The sequence below is a fragment of the Catenuloplanes niger genome (assembly GCF_031458255.1).
Classification (GTDB): domain Bacteria; phylum Actinomycetota; class Actinomycetes; order Mycobacteriales; family Micromonosporaceae; genus Catenuloplanes; species Catenuloplanes niger.
The window spans coordinates 531,826-558,409 of record NZ_JAVDYC010000001.1 but is presented as its reverse complement, the minus strand read 5'-3'; the positions used below and the strand labels follow the sequence as shown (position 1 = coordinate 558,409).

Sequence of the window (26,584 nt, the reverse complement as noted above, 5' to 3'; positions counted from 1 at the left end):
CGGGGGGTCGTGGTCTGAAAGGGGAGCGTCGATGCGAACCGCCTTCACGGAACTGACCGGGGTACGGCATCCGATCGTGGGTTTCAACCGGTCGCCGGCCGTGGTGGCGGCGGTGACCAACGCGGGCGGGTTCGGCGTGCTGGCCGCGTCCGCGTACGCGCCGGACGAGCTGGACGCGCAGCTGACCTGGATCGAGGAGCAGGTGCGCGGCCGGCCGTACGGCGTGGACCTGCTCGTGCCGGAGAGGTTCGCCGCCGGCGACCCGGACGATCTGATCGCCAGCCTGCGCGCGCAGATCCCGGCCGCGCACTTCGCGTTCGTCGACGACCTGCTCGACCGCTACGGCATCCCGCCGACCACCACCCGGGACGTCGCGGCCGAGTTCGCGGCCGGGGTCAGCCCGGCCGGCGTGACCGCGCTGCTCGACGTCGCGTTCCAGCACCGGATCTCACTGATCGCGAACGCGCTCGGCACGCCACCGCCGGACCTGGTCGCGCGCGGCAAGGCGGCCGGCGTGATCGTGGCCGCGCTGGTCGGCGCGCCGAAGCACGCGGCACGCCAGCTCGCGGCCGGCGTCGACCTGCTGATCGCGCAGGGCACCGAGGCCGGCGGGCACACCGGCACGATCGCCACCATGGTCCTCACCCCGGAGATCGTCGACCGGGCCGGGGACACGCCGGTGCTCGCCGCCGGCGGGATCGCGGACGGGCGGCAGATGGCGGCCGCGCTCGCGCTCGGCGCGGCCGGCGTGTGGTGCGGCTCGGTCTGGCTGTCCAGCCACGAGGACGTGGCGAACGCCGCGATCAAGGCGAAGTTCGTGGACGTGACCAGCGCGGACACCGTGCGTTCGCCGACCCGCACCGGCAAGCCGGCCCGGCAGCTGCGCAGCGCCTGGCACGACGAGTGGGAGCGCCCGGGCAGCCCGGCGCCGCTGCCGTTGCCGTTGCAGCCGCTGCTGACCGGCGAGGCCTGGCAGCGCATCGACGACGCGGCCGCGGCCGGGCACGAGGGCGCGCTGCGGCTCGAGTCGTTCTTCGTCGGGCAGGTGGTCGGCTCGTTCACCGGCCTGCGCCCGGCCGCGGAGATCACCCGGACGATGGCGGAGGAGTGCGCGGCCCGGATCGCCGAGCTGGGCCGGGCGCTGTGAGCGCGGACCGCACGCCGGTGATCGTCGGGGTGGGGGAGGTGTCCGAGCGGCTGACCGACCCGGACTACCGGCGGCGCTCCGCGGTGGACCTCGCGGCCGAGGCCGCAGCGCAGGCGCTGCACGGCGTCCCGGTCGACATCATCGCGGCGGTCCGCCAGTTCGAGATCTCCACGCCCTGGTCGCACGCGCCGCTGGGCCGCGCCGACAACGTGCCGCGCGCGATCGCGGCCCGGCTCGGCCGGACCCCGAAGCGGGCGATCCTCGAGGTCACCGGCGGCCAGGCACCGCAGCGCCTGGTCACCGAGCTGGCCGGGGAGATCGCGGCCGGGCGCGCGGACACCGCGCTGATCTGCGGCGCCGAGGCGATGTCCACGGTCGCGCACTGGGCCGGCGCCGACGACCGCCCCGACTTCACCGAGCACGCCGAGGGCCGGATCGAGGACCGGGGGTACGGGCTGGACGGTCTCGCGCCGCCCCGGCTCGCCGCGCACGGCCTGCTCGACCCGCCCGGCCAGTACGCGCTGTTCGAACACGCCCGGCGCGCCCGCCTCGGCCTGTCCCACGCGGACTACACGGCCGCGATGGGCGCGCTGTTCGCACCGTTCACCCGGGTCGCGGCCGCGCACCCGCACGCGGCCGTGCGCACCGTGCGTACCGCCGCGGAGCTGGTCACGGTGACGCCGTCGAACCGGCTGGTCGCCGACCCGTACCCGCGGTACCTGGTCTCCCGGGACAAGGTCAACCAGGGCGCGGCCGTGCTGCTGACCTCGGTGGACGTCGCGCGACGCCGGCGGATTCCGCGGGACCGGTGGGTGTTCCTGCACGGCCACGCCGACCTGCGCGAACGGGACGTGCTCGACCGCCCGGACCTGTCCGCCTACCCGGCCGCGACCGCCGCGGTCCGGCACGCGCTGGACGTCGCCGGCATCGGCCTGGACGACCTGACCACGATCGACCTGTACAGCTGCTTCCCGATCGCGGTGTTCGCGGTCTGCGACGGGCTCGGGCTGCCGGCCGACGATCCGCGCGGGCTGACCGTCACCGGCGGCCTGCCGTTCTTCGGTGGGCCGGGCAACAACTACGCGCTGCACGCGATCGTGGAGACGGTCCGCCGGGCCCGCCGGGCACCCGGCACGTTCGGGCTGGTCGGGGCGAACGGCGGGTTCCTCAGCAAGTACTCGGCCGGGATCTACTCCACCGCGCCGGCCCGGTGGCGCGCGAACGACAGTGCGACGATCCAGGCCGGGCTGGACGCGGTGCCGGCGGTGGACGTGACCGACGACCCGGCCGGCCCGGTGACCGTCGAGACGTACACCCGCAAGCCCGGGCAGCACGCCGTCGTGATCGGCCGCACGGCGGACGGCCGCCGCTTCGTGACCGCCACGCCCGAGGAGGGCGACCTGCTGGCACATTTCCGGGATTCGCCGCGCCCGCCCGCCGCCTAATGTCGTTGTCACACAGCAAGCACCACACGACAGGAGCACGGCGATGAGCGAGATCTACGAGTTCATGATGGACGCGGACGGCAACGGCACGGACGACCACGTGATCGCGGAGGAGTACGCGGACGGCAGCATCCTCACCGTCGCGGACCTCGACAACGACGGGCTCGCGGACGTCGCCACCTACGACGTGGACGGCGACGGCATCGCGGAGGAGACCTACGAGGTGCCGGGCGGCTACACCTCGCTGGCCGCCGAGGAGGTCAGCGTCACGTACACCGAGACGGTCACCTACACGAGCTACTGATCCTCCATTCTGGATCGATGACGGTCGAACGTGCCGGTGGAAGAGCTTCAATATCACCCATTGGTACGGCACGATGACAGCACGGACTGCGGCGATCCCGTTACTCACGTAGAGTCCCTCTGCACGCCCTAGGCTGCCGCGGCCCGCAGCACCCGTGCCCCGAGGAGGACCGTGCCCGCCGTGGTCGACGTTGAGGATCTGCTGTCCGCCGGACTCGACGCTCTCTCCAGCCACCAGCGCCGCGCGGCTCGGATCATCTCGCTGGTCCCGACCGAGAACGCCGGGTCCCGGCTGGCCAGAGCCGCGTACGGCACGGACGCGGCCGCCCGTGCGTTCTTCAACATTGATGGTGAGCCCGGCGGTTGGACGCTGCCCTCCCGCCGGCACGCCGCCCGCATCGAGACCGACGTGACGCTGCCGCTGCTGCACGACGCGACCGGTGCCTCCTACGTCTCCGCCCGGCCGCTCTCCGGCACCCAGTCGACCACGCTCGTGCTCGCCTCGCTGGACGCGCCGCCGGGCTCGACCGTGCTGATCGTGCACGCGGCGCACGAGGGCGTCTGCCGCACCGCGCGGCTGGTCCGCCGCATGCGCTACGCGGACGTGCATCTCACGCACGCGGACCCGTACCGGCCGGATCCCGCCGCGCTGGCGGCCGCGACCGCGGCGCACCGCCCGGCGCTGGTCATCTTCGAGGACGGCGGCCTGTTCCCGCTGCCGCTGCCGGAGCTGCTGGCCGCGACCGGCGCCGCCCGCACGCACGTGGACATCTCCGCCACCATGCCGCTGATCTTCGGCGGCCTGCTGGCCAACCCGCTGCACCTCGGCGCGGACAGCATCGGCGGGTCCACCCACACCGCGTTCCCCGGGCCGCAGCACGGGCTGCTCGCCATGCGCACCGCGGCGGTCGCCGAGGCGGTCTTCGCGGCCGAGCGCGACCTGATCGCCTCCCACCACCTGGCCGCGGTCTGCGCGCTCGGCCTGGCCCTGGCCGAGTTCCAGTCCCGGGCCGGGCTGCCCTACGCGCGCGCGATCGTCCGCACGGCCCGCGCGCTCGGCGACGCGCTGGCGGCCGCCGGCCTCCCGCCGCAGGCCGCGGAGCACGGCTACACCGGCGGCCACCAGCTCTGGGTCGACACCCGCGCGGCCGGGGTCGACGCCGCCCGCGCCGGTGAACGGCTCGCCGCCGGTGGCATCGACGCCGAGATCCGCCACGACCTGCCCGGCCTCGGCGGCGCGCCCGCGCTCAGCCTCGGCGTCGCCGAAGCGGTCCACACCGGCCTCACCGAGGGCCACGCGCCACGCCTCGCCGCGCTGATGTCGCTGGCCATCCGCGACCCGGACGCGCGCGACCGGGTCGCCTTCGACGTCCGCGCGCTCCGCCAGCACCTGCACAGCCCGTACGTGCTGCCCAGCCAGCCCGCCCGCTGACACCGCCGCGCCGCGTACGGTGCGCCCAGCGGCGTTAGATTTTCGAACGCTGTTAAATAAGGGGCGTGCCGGAGAAGACGTCAACGAGCGGCGCGGTGCGGCGGCGGGAGCGGGAGCGGTCGAACGTCCGCGACCGGATCGTGGCGGCGGCGCTGGAGATCCTGGAGTCGGAGGGCGCGGCCGCGCTGACCGTGCGCCGGGTCGCGGCCGAGGTGGAGTACACGCCGCCGATCGTCTACCAGCACTTCGACGGCAAGGACGGGCTGCTGCTGGCGCTGGTCGAACACGGGTACCACGAACTGCACCGGGAGATGAGCGCGGCGATGCCGGCCACCGGGGACCGGTTGCTGCACGGTGCCGAGGCCTACCTCCGCTACGCGGGCGCGCATCCGCACCTCTACCAGGCGATGAACAACACGCTGCTGGACGCCGCGGCGCGGAGACGGGCCGCCGGGCCGCTGATCGCGCTCGCCTACCGGGCACTGGCCGACTGGTCCGCCACGCACGCGGTCCCGCTGGAGACGGAGGAGGCCTGCGAGATCGTCTGGGGCACCCTGCACGGGATGGCGTCGCTCGGCCAACTCGGCACGATCGGCCCGGACCGCGCGGTGCGTCTCGGCCGGCAGGCGGTCGAGGCGGTCCTGCGCGGCTGGCGCGCGTCGGTCTAGCCGCTGATCTCCCGGGCCCAGGGCAGCAGCAGCCGCTCGATCAGCGCCACGCCGTAGAACAGCGCCACCGAGATGACCGCGAGCAACGCGATCGCGGCGAACGCGGCCGGTGTGTCGAAGTTCGAGGTGCTGCGGCTGATCACGGTGCCGAGACCGCGCTCCGGGTTCGACAGCTCGGCCACCACCGCGCCGATCACGGCCAGGTTGATCGCGGTCTTCAGGCCGAGGAAGATCTGCGGCAGCGCGTAGTGGAAGCGGATCTTCAGGAATGTCTGCCACCGGCTCGCGCACAGCGACGCGGCCAGCTCCAGCGACTCGGTCGGCGCGGACGTCAGCCCCTGCTTGACCGCGAGCAGGATCGGGAAGAAGCACATGATCGCGACCAGCGTGATCTTCGGCGGGAACCCGAAGCCGAGCCAGAAGAGCAACAGCGGTGCCAGGGCCACCTTCGGTACGGCGTTCAGCGCCACGAAGACCGGCAGCGTGATCCGGTCGGCGGTGGACGACGCGGCCAGCCCCACGCCGATCGCGAGCCCGGCCACGGTCGCGATCGCGAACCCGGCCAGCGTCTCGATCAGCGTGACGCCCGCCTCGCCGAGCAGGTACTCCGGCTTCTGCAGGAACGCGTCGAAGATCTGCGGCGGCGACGGCAGGAAGAACTCGGGCACGCCGCCGAGCACGGTGAACGACCACCAGGCCAGCACGACGCCGATGACCCCGGCGGTCGGCAGGAAGGTCGCGCGCAGAGACACCCGGAACACTCCTCACATACACGGTGTGGCTCGGTCCACTTCGGAGGTGCCGGGCGTGCGCGGGCACACCGGGAAGATGGCGGTCCCGGTGTGCGCGGGCACGCCCGGCACGTCTCTCAGGCGCGCTGGCCGACGACCGAGAACACCTCGTGGCCGTGGATCAGCGTCGCGGGATGGGCCATGATGTCCGGCACCCGGTCCAGCCGGTCCTTGGCCATGCCGGCGGCGAGCATCTTGTCGTACGTCTGCGCGTGGATCGCGGTCAGGAAGCGCGCGCCCGCGTTCCCGCCACCCCAGTACGAGCTGAACGTCTTCGTCTCCACATCGGTCAGCCCGAGGTCCGTCAGGACGCCGTGGATGCTCGGCGCCCAGCCCGGATCCGTACCGTGCGCGTCGAAGACCTTCTCGCCCACGGTCCGCTGGAACTCCTCGACGATCTCGGCGCCCGCACCGGCCACCGCGATGTTCACCCGCCGCGCCCGGAAGTCCTCCAGGCACAGCCAGCCACCGGGGGTCAGCCGCTCGGCGAGGCGCGCCGTGATCTCCCTGCGCGGTGGCAGGTGGCCGAGCGTCAGCCGCGCGTGGATCAGGTGGAACGGCCCCTCGGGCAGTGGATCGCCGGAGAGCAGGTCGAGCTGCACCACCTCGAGGTTGCCGTCCGGCGCGATCGCCGGGTGCAGGTCCAGCGCGACCACCCGGCCCGAGTCACCGACCAGGTAGCGCATCTTCTGCGCCACGCTGCCGGCTCCGGCGCCGACCTCGAGCATGCTCGCGCCGGCCCAGGTGCCGGACGCCAGCCCGGTCGCCGGGAAGCTCTCCCGGTCGATCAGGCTCGTGATCCGGTACATGGTGTCGTCGTCGAGCAGGTCGCTGAGCGCGTCGTGGTGCGCGGTGGACGCCGCGTGCAAATTGCTGAGCGGGTAGGGCCGGATGTCCGTCACGCGCGCCTCACTTCGCCGCCGCGGACGCCGCCACGGGCGTACCGCCGGGAACGAAGTTGAAGTCGATCATGTCGCCGACGTCGATCGGCGGCAGCTGCAGCACGCCCTCGAGGATGGCCGCGCCCTTCGCCGCCCGCGCCACGTCGATGAAGCCGACCGGCTTCGTGGTGTCCTGCGGGTAGACGTAGTTCTTCATGATGACCAGTTCCGCGGCCGCCACCTCCGGGTCGGTCTCCGGCACCTGCTCGGCCAGGATCTTCGCCGCCTCCTCCGGGTTGTTGACCGCGTAGTCCAGGCCCTTCATCAGCGCGTTCGTGAAGTCCCGGACCAGCTGCGGCTGCTCCTGGATGAGCTGGGTGCGCGCGGTCAGCACGTTGCCCATCAGGTCGGTCAGGCCGTCGCTGTACGGCAGCACCACCAGGTCCTGCTCCTTGGTGATCAGGCCCTTGCCGATCGCGGCCTTGCGCACGCCCGGCGTACCCGCGACGAACAGGCCGATCGCGTCCACCTTGCCCGCGATGAGCAGCCCCGCGACCTGATCCGGCGCGACCTCCTGCCACTGCACGGTCTTCAGCTCGGCCGGCTCGATGTTGAACGCCGACGCGTACGCCGGGAAGACGGACTTCGGCGCCGCGCCGGCACCCACGCCGATCTTCTTGCCGATCAGCTGTCGCGCGCTGGAGATGCCGGTGCTGGGCAGCGTCACCATGGAGATCAGCGTCTGCGAGTGGATCGCGGCCACGATCTTCACGGCCTTGCCGCCCTTGGCGTACCGCGGGACCGCGCCGGACCAGTCCACCGCGCCGAAGTCGACCTGCCCGGACTCCATCGCGGCGTAGTTCTTCTCGCCGGCCGCGCCCGCGAGGATCTCCACGTCCAGGCCGGCCTCGGTGAAGAAGCCCTTGCCCTTCGCCACCGCACCGGCCGCCTCGCGACCCGGCAGACCGAACGCGGTCATGTACGTGGTCTTGCGCAGCTCGCCACTCGGCGCCGCGGTCTCCGGGCCCTGGTCCGACGTGCAACCGGCGGCCAGCCCGGTGAGGCCGACGCCGGCCGCGGCGCTGCCTGCCAGCAGCGTCCGGCGGCTGAGCGGCCGGTTCAGCAGTGATGCCACTGCAACATCCCTTCGTGGAATTCTATGCATTCCAAGTTGCCGGGGAGCGGCCGCGGGGCGCGGCGAGGGGATCTCCGGCGGCAACACGGCGTCCGGGTGGCCGTTTCGCGGGCCGGCCCGTTCGGGGGCGAGGGCCCGCCATCGTCACCCAAAGTTGCTGACCAAGAGCAGAACGGGCGGACCCTCGGGTCGAAAACCTAGAATGCTTCTCATTCCAAGTCAACTATGGATACTGAGGATTCTTGGGATGCTTGTTATCCGAGGTCGAGCGTGATGTCATGGCAGGCGCTGACCAAGGGAGCCCCTCACCATGCCCGCCACCCCCATCTACCAGCAGATCATGGCTGACATCCGCACCAAGATCTCGAACGGTGACCTGAAGCCCGGCGACAAACTGCCCTCCATCGCCGAACTCACCGTCGCCTACAAATGCAGCGCCGAGCCGGTCAAGATGGCCATCCGCATGCTCAACACCCTCGGTGAACTCCAGGGCCACCAGGGCCGTGGCGTCTATGTCGCCGCCGACTCCACGACGCAGTCGAGGCCACAGGCCATTTAGGACTTTCCCGCTCCCCGGGGGGTTGTGTTCCGCATGCTCCCGCGGGCAAACCTCGCGGTCCGCTCAACTCCGCCGGCGCTCCGTTCGCTCCCCGCGTCGGAGCCGGCCACGTCGTGCCACGACCACAGTGGTCACTCTCCGCACATCTGTTGCGCCGACACGGTGAGCGGTCACGCTGCGTACTGCACCCGTTCGAGTGATGGTCATCGCTCCGCCGGGTGGGCGGCCTCCAGGGCGTCCCTGATCTCGGCGATTCCCCGTTCCACGCGGGGGCGGACGTGCGCCGCCGCACCGTGTGGCAGCACGTCGGTCACCCAGAGAAGCCGGCACGTGCCGGCGTCCTCCGGGACGACCTGAAAGAACGCGTGATGGTAGGTGATCGGCAACCGCTGTCCACCCACGACGGTGTAGGCCATCCGGCGCGCCTCGTGGTCGATCCCCACGATCAGCTCGCGGACCTCGTGCCCGTCCGGCATCGTCAGAATCCTGGTGTCGCCGTCGATCCGTGCGTCCCGCACCCGTCCCGGCAGCATGCGCCGATGCACCGCCCCGACATCCGCCACCGCCTCCCACGCCGGCTCCGCCGGCACCCCCACCGAGACCTCGGCACGCACCGTCGCCATCGCCCCGTCCTCCGCTCCCGTGGAACCCGCCGATCGTGATGCTGCCACGTTCCGCGGTCGCCCGGTCCCCGGCCTGCTCCGCGGCGACGCCCGTCCCGGCGGCCGCGCCACCGGGTGACACGGCCGCCGGCCGGTGGCGCGACCGCCGGCCGGTGACGCGGCCGGCCACCTCGGACGGTGCCGGGGCGGGAGTCAGTCGTCCCAGGCGAGGCGGGGACGACCGCCGGCCAGCGAGACGACGCGCGCGAGGAGCAGTTTGTCGTCGATGGCCAGCACGACGCGCTCGCCGCGGTGAACCGTGAGGCCGTCGCCGCTGATGGCGCCGCCGAGGGCGGTGGCGGCGAACGTGACCCGGGCGGAGCCGGCGGAGCCCCAGAGCCAGGCCGGGCCGCTGGGCACGGCGGCGCCGTCGGCACCGGTGGTCCAGGTGATGGCGGCGACCATGTCGCGGTCGGTCGGGCGCAGGTGGGTGAACGCGAAGCGGGCTTTGCCGAGGCGCCCGTCGACGGTGGCGGCGATGCACGTCATCGGGGACTCGCCGAGGAAGATGCGGGCGGCGACGGTGACGCCGGCCGGGACCTCGCGGTCGAGCCGGGCGGAGAAGCCGCCGACCGACATGTCGGTGGTGTTGCCGGTGGCGGGCTCGTCCGCGCCGGGCCACCAGACCGTGATGGTGGAGGCGACCGGCTGCCGGGCGTAGCGGCGGCGGTCCGCGCCGGTGGGGCGGGGGACGCCGAGGTGCAGGTCGGCGCCGTCGATCTCGCGGACCGCGGCCCACCAGCGGCCGAGCGGCGTGACGCGGACCAGCGAGACCGTGTCGAACGGCTCCAGGCCGGTCCAGGTGCCGGCGTCCCGTCGCAGGTGCAGCGACCGGTCGCCGGCGGCCATCACGACCGCCTCACCGCCGGGCTCGACCCGGACCGGCACGTTCACCCATCCCTGAAGATCCGCCATGTCACAAACGTACCGATAAAAGGGTTTAGAACGGGCTAATCGCAGTAGGGTGGGAATTGCAGAGGAGGTCCGTGCCGTGTCGCTGTCCCGTCGGCAAGTCCTGCGTGTCGCGACGGGACTGGTGGCCTCGCCGGCGATGGGCGCCTGCGGCGCGGACGGATCCGGCGCCGCGGACAAAACCGGCGAAACCGTGCTCTGGTACTGGCCCGGCGGGCTGAGCGACACGGTCCTGGCCGACGCGGTGCGCCACTTCGCGCCGCGGACCGCGCTCAAGCCGACCCTGATCGAGGGCGACTTCCGGGCGCGGCTGACCGAGGCGCTGGCCGGGCCGGCCGAGGGGGTGCCGTCGATCGCCGGGATCAAGGGCGAGGAGATCGCCTCGTTCCTGCCCCGCGCGGACCTCTTCACGGACCTGCACCGGGTCGGCGCGGACGAGGTGGCCGGCCTGTATCTGCCGTGGAAGTGGCAGCAGGCCAGCGCGCCGGACAACCGGCTGATCGGCTTCCCGATCGACATCGGCCCGACCGCCATGTTCTACCGCGCGGACGTGTTCGAGCGGGCCGGCCTGCCGGTCGAGCCGGGCGAGGTGACGGCGCAACTCGGCAGCTGGAACGACTACTTCGAGGCGGGCATCGCGATCGCGCGGGCGCTGCCCGGCGTGAAACTGCTCCGCAACGCGCCGGAACTGTTCACGATCGTCATCTGCCAGGGTACGAAGCGGTTCATCGACGAGTCGAACCACTTCGTCGGCGACGGCGCGCACGTGCGCGCGGCCTGGGACACGGCGGCGCGGCTGGTCGGGACCGGTGTGAGCGCGGGCATCCCGGTCGAGGACGACGCGGCCTGGAAGGCCGGGCTGCGGAACGGGACGCTGGCGACCGAGCTGGGCGCGGCCTGGCTCGGCTACGACATCAAGACCGCGGCGCCGGACGCGGCCGGGGACTGGCGGGTGGCGTCCGGGCCGGCGGCCGGCGCGAACTACGGCGGGTCGTTCCTGTCGCTGCCGGTCAACGGGCGGGACCCGGCGCTGGCGTACGAGATCGTGGCCTGGCTCCTGTCGCCGGCGAACCAGGCCCGCGCGTTCACGGACGCCGCGCTGTTCCCGGCCGCGCCCGCCACCTACACGATGCCGGCGCTGCGCGAACCGGACGCGTACTTCGGCGGCCAGGTCACGGTCGAGGTGTTCGGCGACTCGGCCCAGCGCGCGCACCGCGTGTACGAGGCGCCGGCCGACGCGGACGTGCAGCGGGTCTACATCCGGCAGCTCGGCGCGTTCGAGCGCGGCGACAAGACCGAGACCGAGGCCTGGCGGGACGCGGTCGCCGAGGGCCGCCGCCTCGCCGCCAGCCTCGGCGTCAACTGACCCGTGTCAACCGACCCGTCCGCTCCGGTCGGAGCGGGCGCGCCGGGGTCGTGGTGACCCACCGCGGGACGTGCAGGGAGGCCGCCCGCGGCCGATCGGTGCCCGCGGGAGCACGCCCGGAGCGGCCACGCCGGAAGCGGGAAACGCATGACGGCTCTCGGCCTCTCACACCGCGTCGGCGAGCGGGCGGAGGAACTGTTCCGGCGAGTGCACGATGGTGCCGGCCGTCTCGCGGAACCACTCGCGGCGGCGCTGCTCGGAGAACTGCCGGCCGATGACCGCGGCCGCGTTGCCGGAGTCGATGAGCAGGCCGGGCGTCTGGATCCAGCCGATCGGCAACGGCCGGCCGGTCTTCGCGGTCAGCGCCTGGAGGCGGCCGGCGACCTCGCCCTGCAGGTAGGTCTCGGCGGAGACCAGCACCATGCGGTCCTTCTTCGCCAGCGTCAGCGCCTTGTCGTCGAAGCCGATCGCGGCGGCGACCCACGGATCGCGACCGGACTCGCGCAGCGAGGCGATCGAGCTGACGTCGCGGCCGCTGATGCCGATGAACGCGAGCGCGTCCGGGTTCGCGTTGCGCAGCGTCTGCCAGGCGCGCAGGTTCGCCTCGGGCTCCTGCTTGGTGTCGAACGGGCCGACCACGACCGCGGTGGGCAGCCGCCGGTGGAGCGCCTCGCGCACGCCGGCCACCCGGCGGTCGAGCGACGGGATGCCGGGCGAGACCGAGCCGATCACGATGACGCCGCCGGTCGAGGACGGCAGCCGGGCCGCGACCGCCTCGCCGAGCATCGCGCCGAGCTGGTAGTTGTCGTTGCCGACGAACAGCCGGATGCCGGAGCCCGGCGACGGCGGCGAGTGCACCGCGATCACCGGCGTGCCGCGCGCGACCGTGCTGCCGAGCGAGTCGGCGAACAGCTCCGGGCTCAGTGTGAAGATCGACAGACCGGCCGGCGACGTCTGCTCCACCTCGGCGAACTCCCGGAGCTCCGCGGTGTTGTCCGCCACGCCCGGGCCCGACTCGAGGTGCGCCACGCCGCCGACCTCGTCGACGCCGTGCGCGAAGCCCAGCGTCATCTCCTGCACGAAGCCGAACTGGCGGCTCGCGACCAGGAACGCCACCGTCCCGGTCCGCCGGTCGCCGGAGCCGGAGCAGCCGGCGGTGACGGTGAGCGTGAGCAGCGCGGCGAGGACCCGGCGGGACACGTCCATGCCGGTCCCATCGGCACCGTTCCGGATTAGCTCAGGGAAACCCGGCCCCGGTCGATGGGCGAGGCGGAAGGAGGTGCGGCCGCATGCGCCACTGGTTGCAGCGTCGCGCGGTCGCCCGCAGCGCGATCGTGGCGCTCATGATCGGCCTGATGCTGCTCGCCGGTCTCGCGTTCGTCAGCGCCCGCAGCGCCGCACAGGCCTCCGCGTCCGTCGCCGCCCGGCAACAGGTCAGTCAGCAGTGGAACGAGATCTACCTCAAAATCAACATTGAGTACGAGCTGCTGGTGGACTTCCTGGACCAGCAGAGCGCGCAGGGACGCTCGGTGCTGACCGGCTCGATCGGCTCGGCCGAGGAGAACCTGCGCTGGCTCAACGCGCACGGCGGCCCGGACGACAGCGCGCAGGCCCGGTCGCTGCAGAACACCTACGGCGGGTACAGCTACACGCTGCGGAACCTGGTCGACGCGACCCGCGGCGACGACGCGGAGCTGGTGCGCCAGCAGGCCCGGCAGGCCGCACTGAGCGCCGCCGCGCTGCGCAAGCAGGCCTCGAACAACATCGCGCGGAACAACCTGGAGATCGGCGACCGGCTCCGGGAGGCACAGCGGGAGAGCGACCGGATCAAGCTGGCGGTGGGCGTGATCTCCGTGGCCGACCTGGCGCTGGTCGTCTTCTGCTCCGTCGTGCTGCTGGTCTACCAGCGCAGCACCGAGCGCCAGGCCGCGGAGAGCCGGTACCGGGCCAGCCACGACGCGCTCACCGGCGTCGCCAACCGCGACCTGCTCACCGAGGGCATCGAGAAGGCCATCGCGCGTACGGTACCGGGCGGGTCCGGCGTCGGCCTGCTGCTGATCGACCTGAACCGGTTCAAGGAGGTCAACGACACGCTCGGCCACCACGCCGGCGACCTGCTGCTGCAGGAGGTCGCCCGGCGGCTGACCGGCGCGTCCCGCGGCACGGACGTGGTCGCGCGGCTCGGCGGTGACGAGTTCGCGGTGCTGCTGTCCGCGGTCGACTCCGCCGACGAGGTGATGGAGATCGGCCGGCGCATGCTCGCCGGGCTGTGCGGGCCGGCCGAGCTGGAGGGCCTCACGCTGGACATCAGCGGCAGCATCGGCGTCGCGTACTACCCGGAGCCCAGCACCGGCGCGGCCGAACTGCTCCAGCACGCGGACGTCGCCATGTACGCGGCGAAACGCGGGCACAACGGCATCAGCATGTACGACCCGGAGGCTGACTCGAACAGCTTCGAGCAGCTCACCCTGCTCGGCGAGCTGCGCCGGGCGATCGAGAACGGCGAGCTGGAACTGCACTACCAGCCGAAGGTGCGGGTCGGCACCCGCGCGCTGTGCGGCGCCGAGGCGCTGGTCCGGTGGCGGCACCCGGCGCGCGGACTGCTCGGCCCGCACCTGTTCATCCCGACCGCGGAGCAGAGCGACCTGATGCGCCCGCTCACCGAGGCGGTGCTGGAGGCCGCGCTCGCCCAGCACCAGCGCTGGCGGCACGAGGGCCTGCTGACACCGGTGTCGGTGAACGTCGGTGCGTCCAACCTGCTCGACCCCGGCTTCCCGGCGCGGGTGGCCGCGCTGATGGACCGCTACGGCACCGCCGCCGGACAGCTGACCATCGAGATCACCGAGAGCGCGCTGGTCGACGACCCGGTCCGGGCCACCGCCGCGCTGCGCGACATGCGCGACCGCGGCGTGCTGCTCTCGATCGACGACTTCGGCACCGGCTACTCGTCGATGAGCTACCTCCAGGTGATGCCGCTGGACGAGTTGAAGATCGACCGCCAGTTCACCACGGAGATCCTCTCCACGCCCCGGGGCCGCCCGATCGTGACCGCGATGGTCGAGCTGGCCCACGCGCTCGGCCTGCAGGTCGTGGTGGAGGGCGTGGAGGACGAACGCACCCACCGCGCGCTCGGCGAGATGGGCTGCGAGATCGGCCAGGGCTACCTGTTCTGCCGCCCGCTGCCGCCCGACGAGTTCGCCGCGTGGGCGGCGGAGTGGTCCCACCGGGCGGCACCCGCGCTGTCATGAGGTCTCGTGGAACCGCTGCCGCAGCGGCCCGCACGCGAGCACGGTCTGATAACCGCTTCCCATGAGCGCGCACTGTAGACAGTGGGTACGACAGTCGGCGGGTCGCGGCGGTCAGCGGCGTTCCGGGGTCCGCGCGAGGATCACCGCGGACGTGGCGGCGAGCACGGCCGCGAGGACGAAGACCAGCCCCGGCCGGCCGTACGCCAGCGACCAGCCGAACACCGCGCCCGCGGTCACCGGCACGACGGTCTCCGCGGTCGCACCGACCCCGGACAGCGCGCCCTGCACGGTGCCCTGCTCGCCGTCGCCGATCTCCCGGGAGATCCAGGACATCGTGGCCGCGACCGCGAGCACGCCGAGCACGCCCACGCCCTGCGCCAGGTAGAGCATCCACGGCGCGGTCGCGAGACCCGTACCCAGGAACGACACCGCGACGACCACGCTCCCCGCCACGGCCGCCCGCCGGTCGCCGAGGCGCCGCGCGAGCGGGCCGACCGCGCGCGTCTGCACGACCGCGACGGTGACCGCGTTGACGGCCATCACGACGCCGATGTGCGCGGTGCTCCAGGCGAACTGGTACGCCACGAAGAACGTCCAGACCGACTGGTGCGTCATCCGGGCGGCGTCGGCGCAGAACCGCGCGCGGGCGAGCCGGCCGAGCACCGGGCGGCGCAGCACGGCGACGATCGCCACGACCGGGTTCGCGCCGCGCGGCGTCAGCGGGGTGCCGCGGTCCCCGGGGCGGGATTCGGGCAGCACGAACCAGCCGTACGCGACGTTCGCGAACGACAGCACGGCCGCGGCCAGGAACGGCAGGCGCACGTCGACGGTGCCGAGCAGCCCACCGACCACCGGCCCGGCCGTGAAGCCGAGCCCGAACGCGGCGCCGACCAGGCCGTACGCCCGGGCCCGGCCCGCCGGTGGGGTGACGTCCGCGAGGTAGGCGTTGACCACGGTGTTCGTGCCCGCGCAGGCGCCGGCGAGCGCGTGGAACACGAGCAGCGTCCACGGGCCGTCCGCGAGCGCGTGCGCCAGCCAGTCGAGGCCGAGCAGGACCAGTGAGGCGAGCAGCACCGGCCGCCGCCCGTACCGGTCGGCGAGCTGACCGAGCAGCGGCGACACGGCGAACTGCAGCAGGCCGTAGACCGACCCGAGCACGCCCGACCAGAGCGCGGCCGAGGCCGCGTCCATGGTCACGGCCGCCATCAGGGCCGGCATGATCGGCACGATCAGGCCGAGCCCGAGCATGTCGAGGAAAACGGTGACGAGCAGGAACGAGAGGGCTGGTGCCCGGCGCATGTGCGACTCCGAGGTCGTGGAGGGACAGGGCCCCTCCCGACGTCGCGGCCGACCGCGCACACGGAGGATCAGAATATCGGCGTCGTCAACCGATTTTTCGCATGCGCCATCCGGCCGGGCCGGTGGGCTCTCAGGGAACCGGCAGGCGAGGCACAGGATGCGGTGGAGCGTGTCGGTTACCGTGGGTGGCAGAGCTGGTGAGGAGATGGGGTGCGGTGAGCGGTTTCGTCAAGCGGTTCCTGCTGTCGATGGTGGCCTCGAAGCTGCAGCGGAAGGCGCACCGGGGCAACCCGGTCGCGGGCGGACTGCTGGGTGAGATCAATCGCCGGCTGTACGGGCACGGCCACGGGCGCGGTGGATACGGTCACGGGCACCACCCGTACGGGCCGCCGCCCGGCTATCACCACGGTGGCGGCTACCACGGGCACGCGCGCTACCACGGGCACGCGCGCTACAAGGGGCACTACCGGCACAAGGGGCACTACCGCCGCAAGTTCTGGTGAGCCGGCGAGGGCCGACGGCCGTCGATCCCGGACCGTGCGCGATCCGCCAGGTCGGCGGGGGCGCCGGGGCTCCGCGCAATCCGGGTCACGTCCGCCGCGGCGCGTCCGGCCAGTCCCGGGTCCGGGTCGTCGATCAGCGCGAGCCCGGCACGCAGCAGCGCCTCCGTGCCGCGCGCCCGGGACAGCCGGTGACCGGCCCGGCGCAGCTCCACCCGCGGGTCCGTCAGCAACTCGCCGATCAGCGACTCGGGAACCGCGCGCGGCAACGGCAGCAGCGCGGTCGCGGCCTCCCGGACGACCGCCGCGGCCGGATCGCGCAGCAACGGAAGCAGAAGCGCCACCGGGGGTACGCCCAGGCGCCGTGACCCGCTGACCGCGGCGGCCCGGATCCGCGCGTCGGCGTGCCCGAACAACCCGTGCAGCAGCGCCGCGTCCCGGTCCGTGCCCGTCTCCGCGAGCCCGGCGATCGCGCCGGTCGCCGGCCGGGCCGCGGACAGTGCCGCGCGGTAGTGCCCGGCGGCGTCGAGGCCGGCCCGCCGCGCCGAGTCCCGGGCGATCGCCCGGACCAGCACGCCGGGATCGTCGAGGTGGCCGGCCACGGTCTCGTGCCGGCCGAGCCGGGCCAGGCCGGTCAGCGCGAGCGCGCGCACCTGGGCGTAGCGCGACCCGGCCAGCGCGAGCAGCCGGTCGTCCTGCCCGGTCCAGAGCGCGTCCCGGCAGACCGCCTCGGCCGCGCCGCCGCGCACGAGCCGGTCCCGGTCGCGGCGCGCGAGCCGCAGCATGCGCTCCGGCGACCACCAGCCGAGCCCCTGACCGAGCGCGAACACGAACCGCCGCCGGTACGGCGGGCCGGACATCAGCAGCTCCGTGCGGGCTCCCTCGTGCGCGGTGACCGCGACGGCCACGGCCTGCGCGTGCGAGAACCCGCCGCGGTGCCGCACCCGCATCGACAGCGCCATGTCCAGCGCCAGGCCCAGGTGCGGCGCGTCGGCCGTGGCCAGCGTCTCGGTCACGGCGGTACGCGCGCGGTCGCGGACCTGCCGCACCCAGTCGCCGGACCGCAGCACCAGGAACGGCGTCCACATCGGACTGCGCGACGACGCCATCCGGGCCAGCGCGTCCTCCCGGACCCACCCGTCGCGGTGCATGCTCGCCAGCGCGATCGACACCGGTCCCGCGGTGCCGTTCGTGAGCCGGCGCGCGGCCGTGTCCGTGAACGGGTCCGGTCCGGCGCCGAACTCCGGGCTCGCCGGGGCGCGGACCGACCAGCCGGGCCGGCGGGCGCGGTCGTCGAGCCGGATGATCAGTCGCGTCTCCGCGCTCAGCGCCACCAGCGTCTCGGCGGTGTCCGCGTCCAGCAGCAGTCGGGCCGCCGCGTCCAGCGTCTCCCGGTCGCCGCCCGCCGCCCGCCGCGTCGCCGCGAGCGCGGCCCGGCCCTGGTCGGGCCCGCGCGCGACGTCGGTGTGCGGCTGCGGCGCCGGCCGCCTCGTCCAGAACATCGGGCCATCATGTCCCGAGGACGCCGGCTCCGCGCGGGAATTCCCCCGTACCGGCGGTTCTCCGGCAGGCCGCCGGGGGACGGCCCCGGTCACGTGCCCGCGGTACGGGCGAAGCGGCGGGCCAGGTGGGCGAACGCGTCGGTCAGCGCGGGCGGGCCGACCACCTCGATGTCCGCGTCGTACCGGGCGACGGCGGCCGCGAGCGCGGTCCAGGACCAGGAGCCGAGCGTGAGGCGGCAGCGGTCCGGGCCGAGCTCCTCGACCACGCCGTCCCGGGTGTAGAGCGCCACGGTCGCGGCCGGCAGCGCGAGGATCACCGTGCCCCGGCAGGGCGTGCCGCCCTGGAAACGACCCGCGACGAACGCGGCCACGTCGCCGCCGGGCAGCTCGCGGCGGGTGAAGCGGGGACCGTTCGGCGTCCACGGCGTGATCCGGTCCACCCGGAACGTGCGCCAGTCGTTGCGGTCCAGGTCCCACGCCACCAGGTACCAGCGCCCGTCCCAGGTCACCACCGCATGCGGCTCGGCCCGGCGGGGCGGCCGGCCGGTGGCGTCGTGCGTCCCGTAGTCGAAGCGCAGCGTCTCCCGGGCGCGTACCGCGGCGCTGAGGGTCAGCAGCACGTCGCCGTCGACCGGGGCCGGTGGCCGGGTGGTGGGCCGTTCGACCGCGGTGACGTCGAGCGCGCCGATGCGCTGCCGCAGCCGGGCCGGCAGCACCTGCCGGATCGTGTGCAGCGCGCGGGCCGCGGCCTCGCCCGTACCGTTGCCGGGTGTGGTCGCCGCGACCTGCAGCGCGACGGTGAGCGCCACCGCCTGCTCGTCGTCGAACAGCAACGGTGGCAGGTCGGTGCCGGCGCCGAGCCGGTAACCGCCGTCCGGCCCCTTCGCGGCCGCGATCGGATAGCCCAGTTCGCGCAGGCGGTCCACGTCGCGGCGCACGGTCCGCAGGCTGATGCCCAGCCGGTCGGCGAGCAGCGTCCCGGGCCAGTCGCGGCGGGCCTGCAGCAGCGACAGCAGCGCGAGCAGGCGCGCGGAGGTCTTCGGCATGACGCCCATCATGCCGGCAGAAGGTGACACACCCTGGCACCTACCGCTGTCAGAGTTCATCTCGCAACCAGGACGGACACTCGATGGGAGTCATCATGAGCATCACCACCACCACGCACCTCAACTTCCGCGGCGACGCCCGCGCGGCCCTGGAGTTCTACCGGTCCGTGTTCGGCGGCGAGATCACGATCGCCACCCACCGGCAGGGGTACGGCACCACGGACCCGGCCGAGGCCGACCTGGTCGCCTGGGGTCAGGTGCTGTCGGCGAACGGCTTCCACGTGATGGCGTTCGACGTGCCCGCGAGCCAGTCGTACGACGCCGGTGACAAGCCGGTCTACGTCTCGGTCCGCGGCACCGACCAGGACGAGCTCACCGCCTGCTGGAAGGGCCTCTCGGACGGCGCCACCGTCATCCAGGACCTCGGCCCGTCCGGCTGGACGCCGCTCTACGGGATGCTCAAGGACCGCTTCGGCGTCACCTGGGTCATCGACGTCGCGGTCGCCTACTGACCCGCCACCCGGTGCCCGGCGTCCGTGCGGGCGCCGGGCTGCCAAGTATTGACAGTAACAAATGTAACGCCTAGGTTAACGGCCTGGGTAACCGCTTTCCGCCTCCACCGGGAAGCGCATCGCACGGCCGTGGTCCGCCACGCCCGCAGCCGGTGCCGGCCACCGACCGGCATCGGCTGACCCCCCTCGCGGACCGCGACCCCGAGGGCAGGGGAATGTCCGCTCATGAAACGTATCAAGAAGCGGTCCGCCGCACTCGCCGCCACCACGCTGCTGCTCACCGGCGGCGGTGTCGCGGTGGCGCACGCGGCGGAGACGCCCACGCCGGCCGCCGCGCCGGCCGCCGGCAACACCGAGCGCCTCGACCGCGGGCTGGTCAGCATCCGCACCGACCGCGGCAACTTCCTGTCCTGGCGGCTGCTCGCGTCGGATCCGGCCGGCGTCGCGTTCGCCGTGTACCGCGACGGCGTCCGGGTCAGCACCGCGCCGGTCACCAACTTCACGGACGCGGGCGCGCCGGCGAGCGCGACCTACGCGGTCCGGCCGGTCACCGGCGGCGCCGAGACGCTCGGGACGCCCGCGGAGGAGCCGGTGCGGACGCTCGCGGCCAGCCAGGACGTGCCGATCCAGGTGCCGCCCGGTGGTACCACGCCGGACGGTGTCGCCTACACCTACTCGGCGAACGACGCGTCCGTGGGCGACCTGGACGGCGACGGCGCGTACGAGATCGTGCTGAAGTGGGACCCGTCGAACGCGAAGGACAACTCGCAGTCCGGCTACACCGGGAACGTGTTCGTCGACGCGTACCGGCTGAACGGGACCCGGTTGTGGCGCATCGACCTCGGGCGCAACATCCGGGCCGGCGCGCACTACACGCAGTTCCAGGTCTTCGACTACGACGGCGACGGCCGGGCCGAGGTCGCGATGAAGACCGCGGACGGCACCCGGGACGGCGGCGGCACGGTCATCGGCAACGCGAGCGCGGACCACCGGAACAGTTCCGGATACATCCTCACGGGGCCGGAGTACCTCACCGTCTTCAACGGGCAGACCGGGCGGGCCGCGGCCACCGTGGACTACGTGCCGCCGCGCGGGACGGTCAGCAGCTGGGGTGACAACTACGGCAACCGGGTGGACCGGTTCCTGGCCGGGACCGCGTACCTCAACGGGTCGTACCCGAGCATCATCATGGCGCGCGGCTACTACACCCGTACCGTGGTGGCGGCCTGGGACTTCCGCAACGGCGCGCTGACCCGGAAGTGGACGTTCGACAGCAACTCCTCCACGAACGGGTCGGCCTGGGCCGGGCAGGGCAACCACAACCTGTCCGTCGCGGACGTGGACGCGGACGGCCGGGACGAGATCATCTACGGCGCGATCGCGATCGACGACAACGGCGCCGGGCTGTGGCGCACCAATCAGGGGCACGGCGACGCGCTGCACGTCGGCGACCTGATCCCGAGCCGCGGCGGCCTCGAGGTGTTCAAGGTCGACGAGGACGGCAGCAAGTACGCGCACTACATGGCGGACGCGCGTACCGGCGCGATCATCTGGAACGCGCCGTCGTGCGGCTGCGACAACGGCCGTGGCGTCTCCGCCGACATCTGGGCCGGCAGCCCGGGCGCGGAGTCCTGGTCGAACGCGGTGGACGGGTTGCGCAACACGTCCGGCGCGAACGTCGGCCGCAAGCCGTCGTCCGCGAACTTCGTAATCTGGTGGGACGGCGACGGCCAGCGCGAGCTGCTGGACGGCACCACCATCAAGAAGTACGGCACGTCGTCGGACACCACGCTGCTGACCGCGAGCGGCGTGCACTCCAACAACGGCACCAAGGCGACGCCGTCGCTGCAGGCCGACATCCTCGGTGACTGGCGCGAGGAGGTGATCTGGCCGACCACGAACAACACGGCGCTGCGGATCTACCAGACCACCGATCCGACCGGCATCTCGCGCGTGTCGCTGATGCAGGACCGGATGTACCGCGAGGCGGTGGCCTGGCAGAACACGGCCTACAACCAGCCGCCGCACCCGAGCTTCCAGATCAGCTGAGGCGGGTGCCGCTCACCGGGCGAGGAGCGTCCCGACGACCTCGTCCGGTGCCGGCATCGCGGCGATCTCCGCCGCGATCGCCCGCGCGGCCGCTCGATGGTCGCCGCCCCGGTCGGCCAGCAGCAGCCGGGCCGCGGCGGCGATCGCGTCCGCGGTGACCACCGCCGGGGGCAGGCTCGTCGCGGCGCCGGCCGCGGACAGCGCCGCCGCGTTCGCGAACTGGTCCGCACCCTGCGGAAGAACCAGCTGCGGTACGCCGTGGGCGAGCGCGCCGAGCATGGTGCCGCTGCCGCCGTGGTGCACGACGAGGTCCGCGACCGGGAACAGCCCGGCCTGCGCCACCCACGGCCGCACCAGGGCGTTGTCCGGGACGTCGGCGTCGACGGTGGTTCCGCCGGTCGAGGCGACCACGGTCGCGTCCAGGCCCGCCAGCCCGCGCAGCGCGGTACGCAGGGCCTCCGGCGTGTTGAACGCGGTACCCATGGTGAGGAAGACCAGCGGCCGGGGGCCGCGCCGCGCGGTCGGCTGTGGACCCGGCGCGGCGTAGGGGACCGGCCGCAGCGGGATCGCCGGTCCGGTCGGTTCGGGGGACCGCAACGACGGCGGGCAGATGTCCAGCACCGGCAGCTCCACCGACGGCCGGGCGAGACCGATGCCCTCCGGGAAGAGCCGCCCGAACCCGTGCCACAGGCTCCGGATCCCCTTCCGCCGCGCGGCCTCCGCGACGCCGGGCAGACCCCAGCCGTGGATGACCAGATCCGGCCGGAGGCGCTCCAGCTCGGGCAGCAGGTCGTCCGCGTAGATCTCGTAGAACGCGTCGGCCGGCCGGAACGGCCGCAACCCGTGCGCGGTCAGCGCCGCGTGCACGTGGTCACCGGCCGCGAACCACACCTCGTGACCGGCCTCCCGCGCCGCGACCGCGAGCGGCACCATCGGGAAGGTGTGACCGGGCGACGCGAGCCCGGCGAAGAGCACGCGGGTCAATGGGTCTCCTCGACGGCGGGGTGATGACGTAATCGCATTCGGGTGAATACCGAAAGTGACTCATACTTTCGGCTATCTTTGTTGCCCGCCGTTCGGCTAAGGTCATGGAGCCGAACGGGCATCCGGGCTGGCGGTAACAAGCGAAGGAACGCTCATGACGATAACCACCGCCCCCGCCGCGACCGCGCAGGACGTCGCCGAGCGTGACACGCTGACCGATGCCCGCTCCGCGGACGCGGCCACCGGCCTGATCGCCGCGCTCACCGCGATGCCCGCCGACCACCCGGGCCGTCCGGCGCTGCGCGACCGGGCCATCGAAGCCTGGCTGCCGCTGGCCCGCCACCTCGCCAAGCGATACTCCGGCCGCGGTGAGCTCACCGACGACCTCGTGCAGACCGCCACGGTCGGCCTGATCAAGGCGGTCGACCGGTTCGACGCGTCGCGCGGCGTCGACTTCGCCGGATACGCCATCCCGACCATCGTCGGTGAGGTCAAGCGGCACTTCCGCGACCGCACCTGGTCGATCCGGGTGCCTCGCCGGCTCCAGGAGATGCGGCTCGCGATCAGCGAGGCCAACAACACGCTCACCCACAAGCTGGGCCGTTCGCCGCTCGTCGCGGACATCGCCGCCTACCTCGGTGTCACCGAGGAAGAGGTGCTGGAGGGTCTCGAGGGCGCCCGCGCCTACAGCGCCACGAGCCTGTCCACCCCGATCGGGCCGGACGGCGGCACCGAGCTGGGCGACACGATCAGCGACGAGAACAACGACTACGACGAGGTCGACCTCCGCGCCAGCATCGGCCCGGCGCTGGCGATGCTCGACGCGCGCGAGCAGCGGATCATCTCGCTCCGCTTCTACGGCAACCTGACCCAGTCGCAGATCGCGGACCAGCTCGGCATCTCCCAGATGCACGTCTCGCGGCTGCTCACCAAGGCCCTCACCAAGCTGCGCGGTCACATGGACGTCGCCGCGTTCAGCTGACCCGATCACGTTCGTGATGGCGGTGCTCCGGACGGAGCACCGCCATCACTGCGTCCGCACTGCGAGGCGTGACCGGAACATGTCGTACCCGTGGAGTAGAAAGAAGATCGTCACGAGGACCTGAGGAAACGAGTGCCCTATGCCCACGACCGCCGACAACGAGATCGCACCCGTCGTCGACGCGGCGCACGCCGCGCCGTTCGAGACCGCCGACGACTACCGGGAGGCGATCACGCGGATGCGGGAGGCCGCCTCGGCGTACTACGCGGGCGAGGACATCGTCATGGACGACGCCACCTACGACGCGTTGTTCGCCCGGGTGTCCGCGAGCGAGGCGGCGCACCCGGAGTGGGCGGTGGCGGACTCGCCGACCGAGGTGGTCGCGGCCGGCGGTGGCGTGGTCGGTGACGTCGTGCACAGCACGCCGATGCTCAGCCTGGCCAACGTGTTCGACGCCGACGAGCTGCGACAGTGGGCGGCCCGCCTGGAGAAGGTGATCGGCCGGCCGGTCGCCGGCTTCACGGTCGAGCCGAAGATCGACGGCATGGCGATCGCGGCGCGCTACGTCGACGGCACGCTGGTGCAGGTCGCGACGCGCGGCGACGGCACCGCGGGGGAGGACGTGACCGCGCAGGCCCGCGCGGTCGCCGGGCTGCCGGGCGAGCTGACCCGGCCGGTCACGGTGGAGGTGCGCGGCGAGGTCTTCATGACCGACGACGACTTCGCCAAGGCCAACGAGCTGCGGGTCGCGCACGGCGGCGCACCGTTCGCGAACCCGCGCAACGCCGCGGCCGGCACGCTCCGCGCGCAGGACCGGGCCTACCTGGCGCCGCTGTCCTTCCTGGCGTACGCGGTGCACGACCTGCCGGGTGGCGAAGGGCTCACGCACAGCGCCGCGATGGCCGCGATCGCGGACCTCGGCGTCACCACCACCGCGGGCTCACCGGCCGGCATGCCCCGGTGCGCCACCGCGGACGAGTTGGTCGACGCGGTCACCGCGCTCGGCGCGCTGCGCGGCAAGCTCGGCTTCGACATCGACGGCGCGGTGATCAAGGCGGACGCGCCGGCCGACCGGGACGCGGCCGGGTCGTCCAGCCGCGCACCACGCTGGGCGACCGCGTTCAAGTTCCCGGCCGACACCCGGACCAGCACGCTGACCAAGATCGAGGTGCAGGTCGGTCGCACCGGCGTGATCACCCCGGTCGCGGTGATCGCACCGGTCCAGGTCGGCGGCGTCGTGGTCACCTCGGCCACGCTGCACAACTTCGGCGACCTCGTCCGGCGGGACGTGCGGGTCGGCGACACCGTGTTCGTCCGCCGGGCCGGCGAGGTCATCCCGGAGATCACCGGGGCGAAGCTGGACGAGCGCCCGGCCGACGCGGTCGCGTTCACGCCACCGGAGTTCTGCCCGCGCTGCGGCGGCGACATCGACCGCTCGCAGAAGCGCTGGCGGTGCACGCAGGGGCGGGCCTGCGGCGCGACCGAGTCGCTGGCCTACTTCGCGGCGCGCGACTCGATGGACATCGAGGGCCTCGGCGACAAGGTGATCCGCGCGCTGGTCGCGGCCGGCATGGTGACCGACCCGGCCGACCTCTACGAGCTGGACGTGGACGCGGTCGCCGCGCTGGAGCGGATGGGCACGACGTCCGCCACGAAGCTGCTGGCGAACATCGAGGGTTCCAAGACCCAGCCGATGTCCCGGGTGCTGACCGGGCTCGGCGTGCGGATGACCGGGCGGTCGATGTCGCGCCGGCTGGCCAAGCACTTCGGCACCATGGACGAGCTGACCGGCGCCACCGTCGAGCAGTTGCAGGACGTCGAGGGCGTCGGCCCGGAGCGCGCGGCCACGATCGCGGCCGAGCTGGTCGAGCTGGCTCCGATCATCGCGAAGCTGGCGGCGCACGGCGTCAACATGGTCGAGCCGGGCGTGGTGCCGGCGTCCGAGCGGGCCGCGGCCGAGGCCGAGGCCGTCCCGGACGGCCCGCGGCTGCCGCTGCAGAACGCGGACGGTTCGCCGATGACGGTCGTGGTCACCGGCTCGGTCCCCGGCCTGACCCGCAACGAGGGCAACGAGGCGGTCGAGCGGCTGGGCGGCAAGTCGTCCGGCTCGGTCTCGAAGAAGACGCAGCTGGTCGTGGTCGGCGACGGCGCCGGCTCCAAGGCCGCCAAGGCGGAGGAGCTGGGCCTGCGGATCATGCCGTCCGACCGGTTCGCCGCGCTGCTGGCCGCGCACGACGCGGGCGAGGAGCCGGCGCTGGACGACTTCTGACGCACCGCCGGCTCAAGCCGCTCCCGCCGGGCCAAGCCGCTCCCGCCGGCTCAAGCCGCTCCCGCCGGCTCAAGCCGCTCCCGCCGGGCCAAGCCGCTCCCACCGGGCGGAACAGAGCAGGCTCCCGCCGGACCAGGAACAGGGCAGGTCATGTCCCGCTTCCGGCGCGGGCGCCTTTCGGTGCTCCCGCGGGCACCGGTCGGCCGCGGGCGGCCTCCCTGCCGGTCCCGCGCCGGGTCGGTTCCGAAGACGACCGGATCGCGCCGGTGGGACCGGATCGGGCCGGTGGGACCGGGCCTGGGCGCGGCCGAGCGGCGGTGATGCGTACCGTCGGGGCATGGGCATCGAACTGCGTCCCGCCGTGCCCGCCGACGTCGAGGCGATCGCGCGGCTCTGGCACCGCGGATGGCACGACGGGCACGTGGGAAGCGTGCCGGAGGCGCTCGTCGCGGTGCGCACGCCGGAGTCGTTCCCGCCGCGCGTGACCGACCGGCTGGCGCACATCACGGTCGCGGTCGACGGCGACGAGCCGGCCGGGTTCATCATGGTGGCCGGCGACGAGGTCGAGCAGGTCTACGTGGCGGCCGCGCACCGGGGCACCGGCGTCGCCGGCATGCTGCTGGCCGAGGCGGAACGGCAGGTCGCGGCGGCCGGCCACGACACCGCCCGGCTGGCGGTCGCGCCCGGCAACGCGCGGGCCCGGCGGTTCTACGAGCGACAGGGCTGGCGCGACGGCGGTGGGTTCGACTTCCGGGCCGAGGTCGGCGACACGATCCTGCTGGTGCCGGTCCGCCGCTACCTGAAGCACGCCCCTGCGCACCGGCCCGATCGGCACGCCGGGAGAATGTCCGGGTGACACAACCGATTGGCCGCGGCACCGCGGCGCGCGAGG

The 26,584-nt window shown here is 73.3% G+C and carries 24 protein-coding genes; 14 read left to right on the top strand and 10 right to left on the bottom strand.

The window, feature by feature from the left end; genetic code table 11:
* Positions 1–31: 31 nt before the first annotated feature.
* The 5 genes from J2S44_RS02460 to J2S44_RS02440 all read left to right on the top strand — a co-directional run bounded on the left by J2S44_RS02460 (position 32) and on the right by J2S44_RS02440 (position 4,995).
* Positions 32–1,147: an NAD(P)H-dependent flavin oxidoreductase gene (locus J2S44_RS02460; RefSeq protein WP_310408659.1), complete on the top strand. Its 1,116-nt coding sequence runs from the start codon at positions 32–34 to the stop codon at positions 1,145–1,147.
* A gap of 38 nt (positions 1,148–1,185) precedes the next feature.
* On the top strand, positions 1,186–2,592 hold the full coding sequence (locus J2S44_RS02455) for an acetyl-CoA acetyltransferase (protein ID WP_310408657.1): 1,407 nt from the start codon (positions 1,186–1,188) through the stop codon (positions 2,590–2,592).
* A gap of 43 nt (positions 2,593–2,635) precedes the next feature.
* Positions 2,636–2,896, top strand: a complete 261-nt coding sequence (locus J2S44_RS02450) for a hypothetical protein (RefSeq protein WP_310408655.1) — start codon at positions 2,636–2,638, stop codon at positions 2,894–2,896.
* Positions 2,897–3,076: 180 nt separating this feature from the next.
* Positions 3,077–4,327, top strand: coding sequence for a PLP-dependent aminotransferase family protein (locus J2S44_RS02445; protein WP_310408654.1), 1,251 nt, complete (start codon positions 3,077–3,079; stop codon positions 4,325–4,327).
* Positions 4,328–4,392: 65 nt separating this feature from the next.
* On the top strand, positions 4,393–4,995 hold the full coding sequence (locus tag J2S44_RS02440) for a TetR/AcrR family transcriptional regulator (RefSeq protein WP_310408653.1): 603 nt from the start codon (positions 4,393–4,395) through the stop codon (positions 4,993–4,995).
* Here the strand turns inward: J2S44_RS02440 and J2S44_RS02435 are convergent.
* The 3 genes from J2S44_RS02435 to J2S44_RS02425 all read right to left on the bottom strand — a co-directional run bounded on the left by J2S44_RS02435 (position 4,992) and on the right by J2S44_RS02425 (position 7,802).
* Positions 4,992–5,747: an ABC transporter permease gene (locus J2S44_RS02435; RefSeq protein WP_310408652.1), complete on the bottom strand. Its 756-nt coding sequence runs from the start codon at positions 5,745–5,747 to the stop codon at positions 4,992–4,994. The genes J2S44_RS02440 and J2S44_RS02435 overlap by 4 nt on opposite strands.
* Positions 5,748–5,863: 116 nt before the next feature.
* Positions 5,864–6,688, bottom strand: coding sequence for a class I SAM-dependent methyltransferase (locus J2S44_RS02430; protein ID WP_310408650.1), 825 nt, complete (start codon positions 6,686–6,688; stop codon positions 5,864–5,866).
* Between the two features lie 7 nt (positions 6,689–6,695).
* Entirely contained in the window at positions 6,696–7,802 is a 1,107-nt protein-coding gene (locus J2S44_RS02425; RefSeq protein WP_310408648.1) for an ABC transporter substrate-binding protein, read from the bottom strand.
* Between the two features lie 310 nt (positions 7,803–8,112).
* Here J2S44_RS02425 and J2S44_RS02420 point away from each other — a divergent pair, with 310 nt between their 5' ends.
* Positions 8,113–8,361: a winged helix-turn-helix domain-containing protein gene (locus J2S44_RS02420; RefSeq protein WP_310408646.1), complete on the top strand. Its 249-nt coding sequence runs from the start codon at positions 8,113–8,115 to the stop codon at positions 8,359–8,361.
* Positions 8,362–8,564: 203 nt separating this feature from the next.
* On the opposite strand, the gene J2S44_RS02415 is transcribed toward J2S44_RS02420, so the two are convergent.
* Positions 8,565–8,984, bottom strand: a complete 420-nt coding sequence (locus tag J2S44_RS02415) for an SRPBCC family protein (protein WP_310408644.1) — start codon at positions 8,982–8,984, stop codon at positions 8,565–8,567.
* 192 nt (positions 8,985–9,176) lie between these two features.
* A complete protein-coding gene (locus J2S44_RS02410; protein WP_310408642.1) occupies positions 9,177–9,938 on the bottom strand; it encodes a PilZ domain-containing protein in 762 nt (253 codons plus the stop codon).
* Between the two features lie 76 nt (positions 9,939–10,014).
* On the opposite strand from J2S44_RS02410, the gene J2S44_RS02405 reads away from it, so the two are divergent.
* Positions 10,015–11,301, top strand: a complete 1,287-nt coding sequence (locus J2S44_RS02405) for an ABC transporter substrate-binding protein (RefSeq protein ID WP_310408641.1) — start codon at positions 10,015–10,017, stop codon at positions 11,299–11,301.
* A gap of 165 nt (positions 11,302–11,466) precedes the next feature.
* Here the strand turns inward: J2S44_RS02405 and J2S44_RS02400 are convergent, their stop codons facing one another.
* Positions 11,467–12,507, bottom strand: a complete 1,041-nt coding sequence (locus tag J2S44_RS02400; RefSeq protein WP_310408638.1) for a sugar ABC transporter substrate-binding protein — start codon at positions 12,505–12,507, stop codon at positions 11,467–11,469.
* A gap of 83 nt (positions 12,508–12,590) precedes the next feature.
* On the opposite strand from J2S44_RS02400, the gene J2S44_RS02395 reads away from it, so the two are divergent.
* Complete coding sequence (locus J2S44_RS02395; protein ID WP_310408635.1) at positions 12,591–14,549, top strand: putative bifunctional diguanylate cyclase/phosphodiesterase; 1,959 nt, start codon at positions 12,591–12,593, stop codon at positions 14,547–14,549.
* Between the two features lie 111 nt (positions 14,550–14,660).
* On the opposite strand, the gene J2S44_RS02390 is transcribed toward J2S44_RS02395, so the two are convergent.
* Positions 14,661–15,908, bottom strand: coding sequence for an MFS transporter (locus J2S44_RS02390; RefSeq protein ID WP_310408632.1), 1,248 nt, complete (start codon positions 15,906–15,908; stop codon positions 14,661–14,663).
* 155 nt (positions 15,909–16,063) lie between these two features.
* Between J2S44_RS02390 and J2S44_RS02385 the strand changes: the two genes are divergently transcribed.
* Entirely contained in the window at positions 16,064–16,351 is a 288-nt protein-coding gene (locus J2S44_RS02385) for a hypothetical protein (protein WP_310408629.1), read from the top strand.
* Here J2S44_RS02385 and J2S44_RS02380 read toward each other — a convergent pair.
* Together J2S44_RS02380 and J2S44_RS02375 are read right to left on the bottom strand one after the other, a co-directional pair.
* Positions 16,330–17,850: a hypothetical protein gene (locus tag J2S44_RS02380; protein ID WP_310408626.1), complete on the bottom strand. Its 1,521-nt coding sequence runs from the start codon at positions 17,848–17,850 to the stop codon at positions 16,330–16,332. The two genes, J2S44_RS02385 and J2S44_RS02380, sit on opposite strands and share 22 nt — an antisense overlap.
* An 89-nt stretch (positions 17,851–17,939) precedes the next feature.
* Positions 17,940–18,896 carry a helix-turn-helix transcriptional regulator gene (locus J2S44_RS02375; RefSeq protein ID WP_310408623.1) on the bottom strand — a complete coding sequence of 319 codons (957 nt, stop codon included), beginning with the start codon at positions 18,894–18,896 and terminating at the stop codon, positions 17,940–17,942.
* A 95-nt stretch (positions 18,897–18,991) separates the two neighbouring features.
* Between J2S44_RS02375 and J2S44_RS02370 the strand changes: the two genes are divergently transcribed.
* Positions 18,992–19,408 (top strand): VOC family protein, encoded by a 417-nt coding sequence (locus J2S44_RS02370; protein WP_310408621.1) that lies wholly within the window; start codon positions 18,992–18,994, stop codon positions 19,406–19,408.
* A gap of 225 nt (positions 19,409–19,633) precedes the next feature.
* A complete protein-coding gene (locus J2S44_RS02365) occupies positions 19,634–21,457 on the top strand; it encodes a rhamnogalacturonan lyase (RefSeq protein ID WP_310408618.1) in 1,824 nt (607 codons plus the stop codon).
* Between the two features lie 12 nt (positions 21,458–21,469).
* On the opposite strand, the gene J2S44_RS02360 is transcribed toward J2S44_RS02365, so the two are convergent.
* A complete protein-coding gene (locus tag J2S44_RS02360; protein ID WP_310429449.1) occupies positions 21,470–22,432 on the bottom strand; it encodes a glycosyltransferase in 963 nt (320 codons plus the stop codon).
* A 163-nt stretch (positions 22,433–22,595) separates the two neighbouring features.
* On the opposite strand from J2S44_RS02360, the gene J2S44_RS02355 reads away from it, so the two are divergent.
* From J2S44_RS02355 to J2S44_RS02345, 3 genes are all read left to right on the top strand, one after another.
* A complete protein-coding gene (locus tag J2S44_RS02355; protein ID WP_310408615.1) occupies positions 22,596–23,423 on the top strand; it encodes a SigB/SigF/SigG family RNA polymerase sigma factor in 828 nt (275 codons plus the stop codon).
* A 139-nt stretch (positions 23,424–23,562) separates the two neighbouring features.
* Complete coding sequence (gene ligA / locus J2S44_RS02350) at positions 23,563–25,692, top strand: NAD-dependent DNA ligase LigA (protein WP_310408613.1); 2,130 nt, start codon at positions 23,563–23,565, stop codon at positions 25,690–25,692.
* 337 nt (positions 25,693–26,029) lie between these two features.
* Positions 26,030–26,548: a GNAT family N-acetyltransferase gene (locus tag J2S44_RS02345; RefSeq protein WP_310408609.1), complete on the top strand. Its 519-nt coding sequence runs from the start codon at positions 26,030–26,032 to the stop codon at positions 26,546–26,548.
* Positions 26,549–26,584 lie beyond the last annotated feature (36 nt).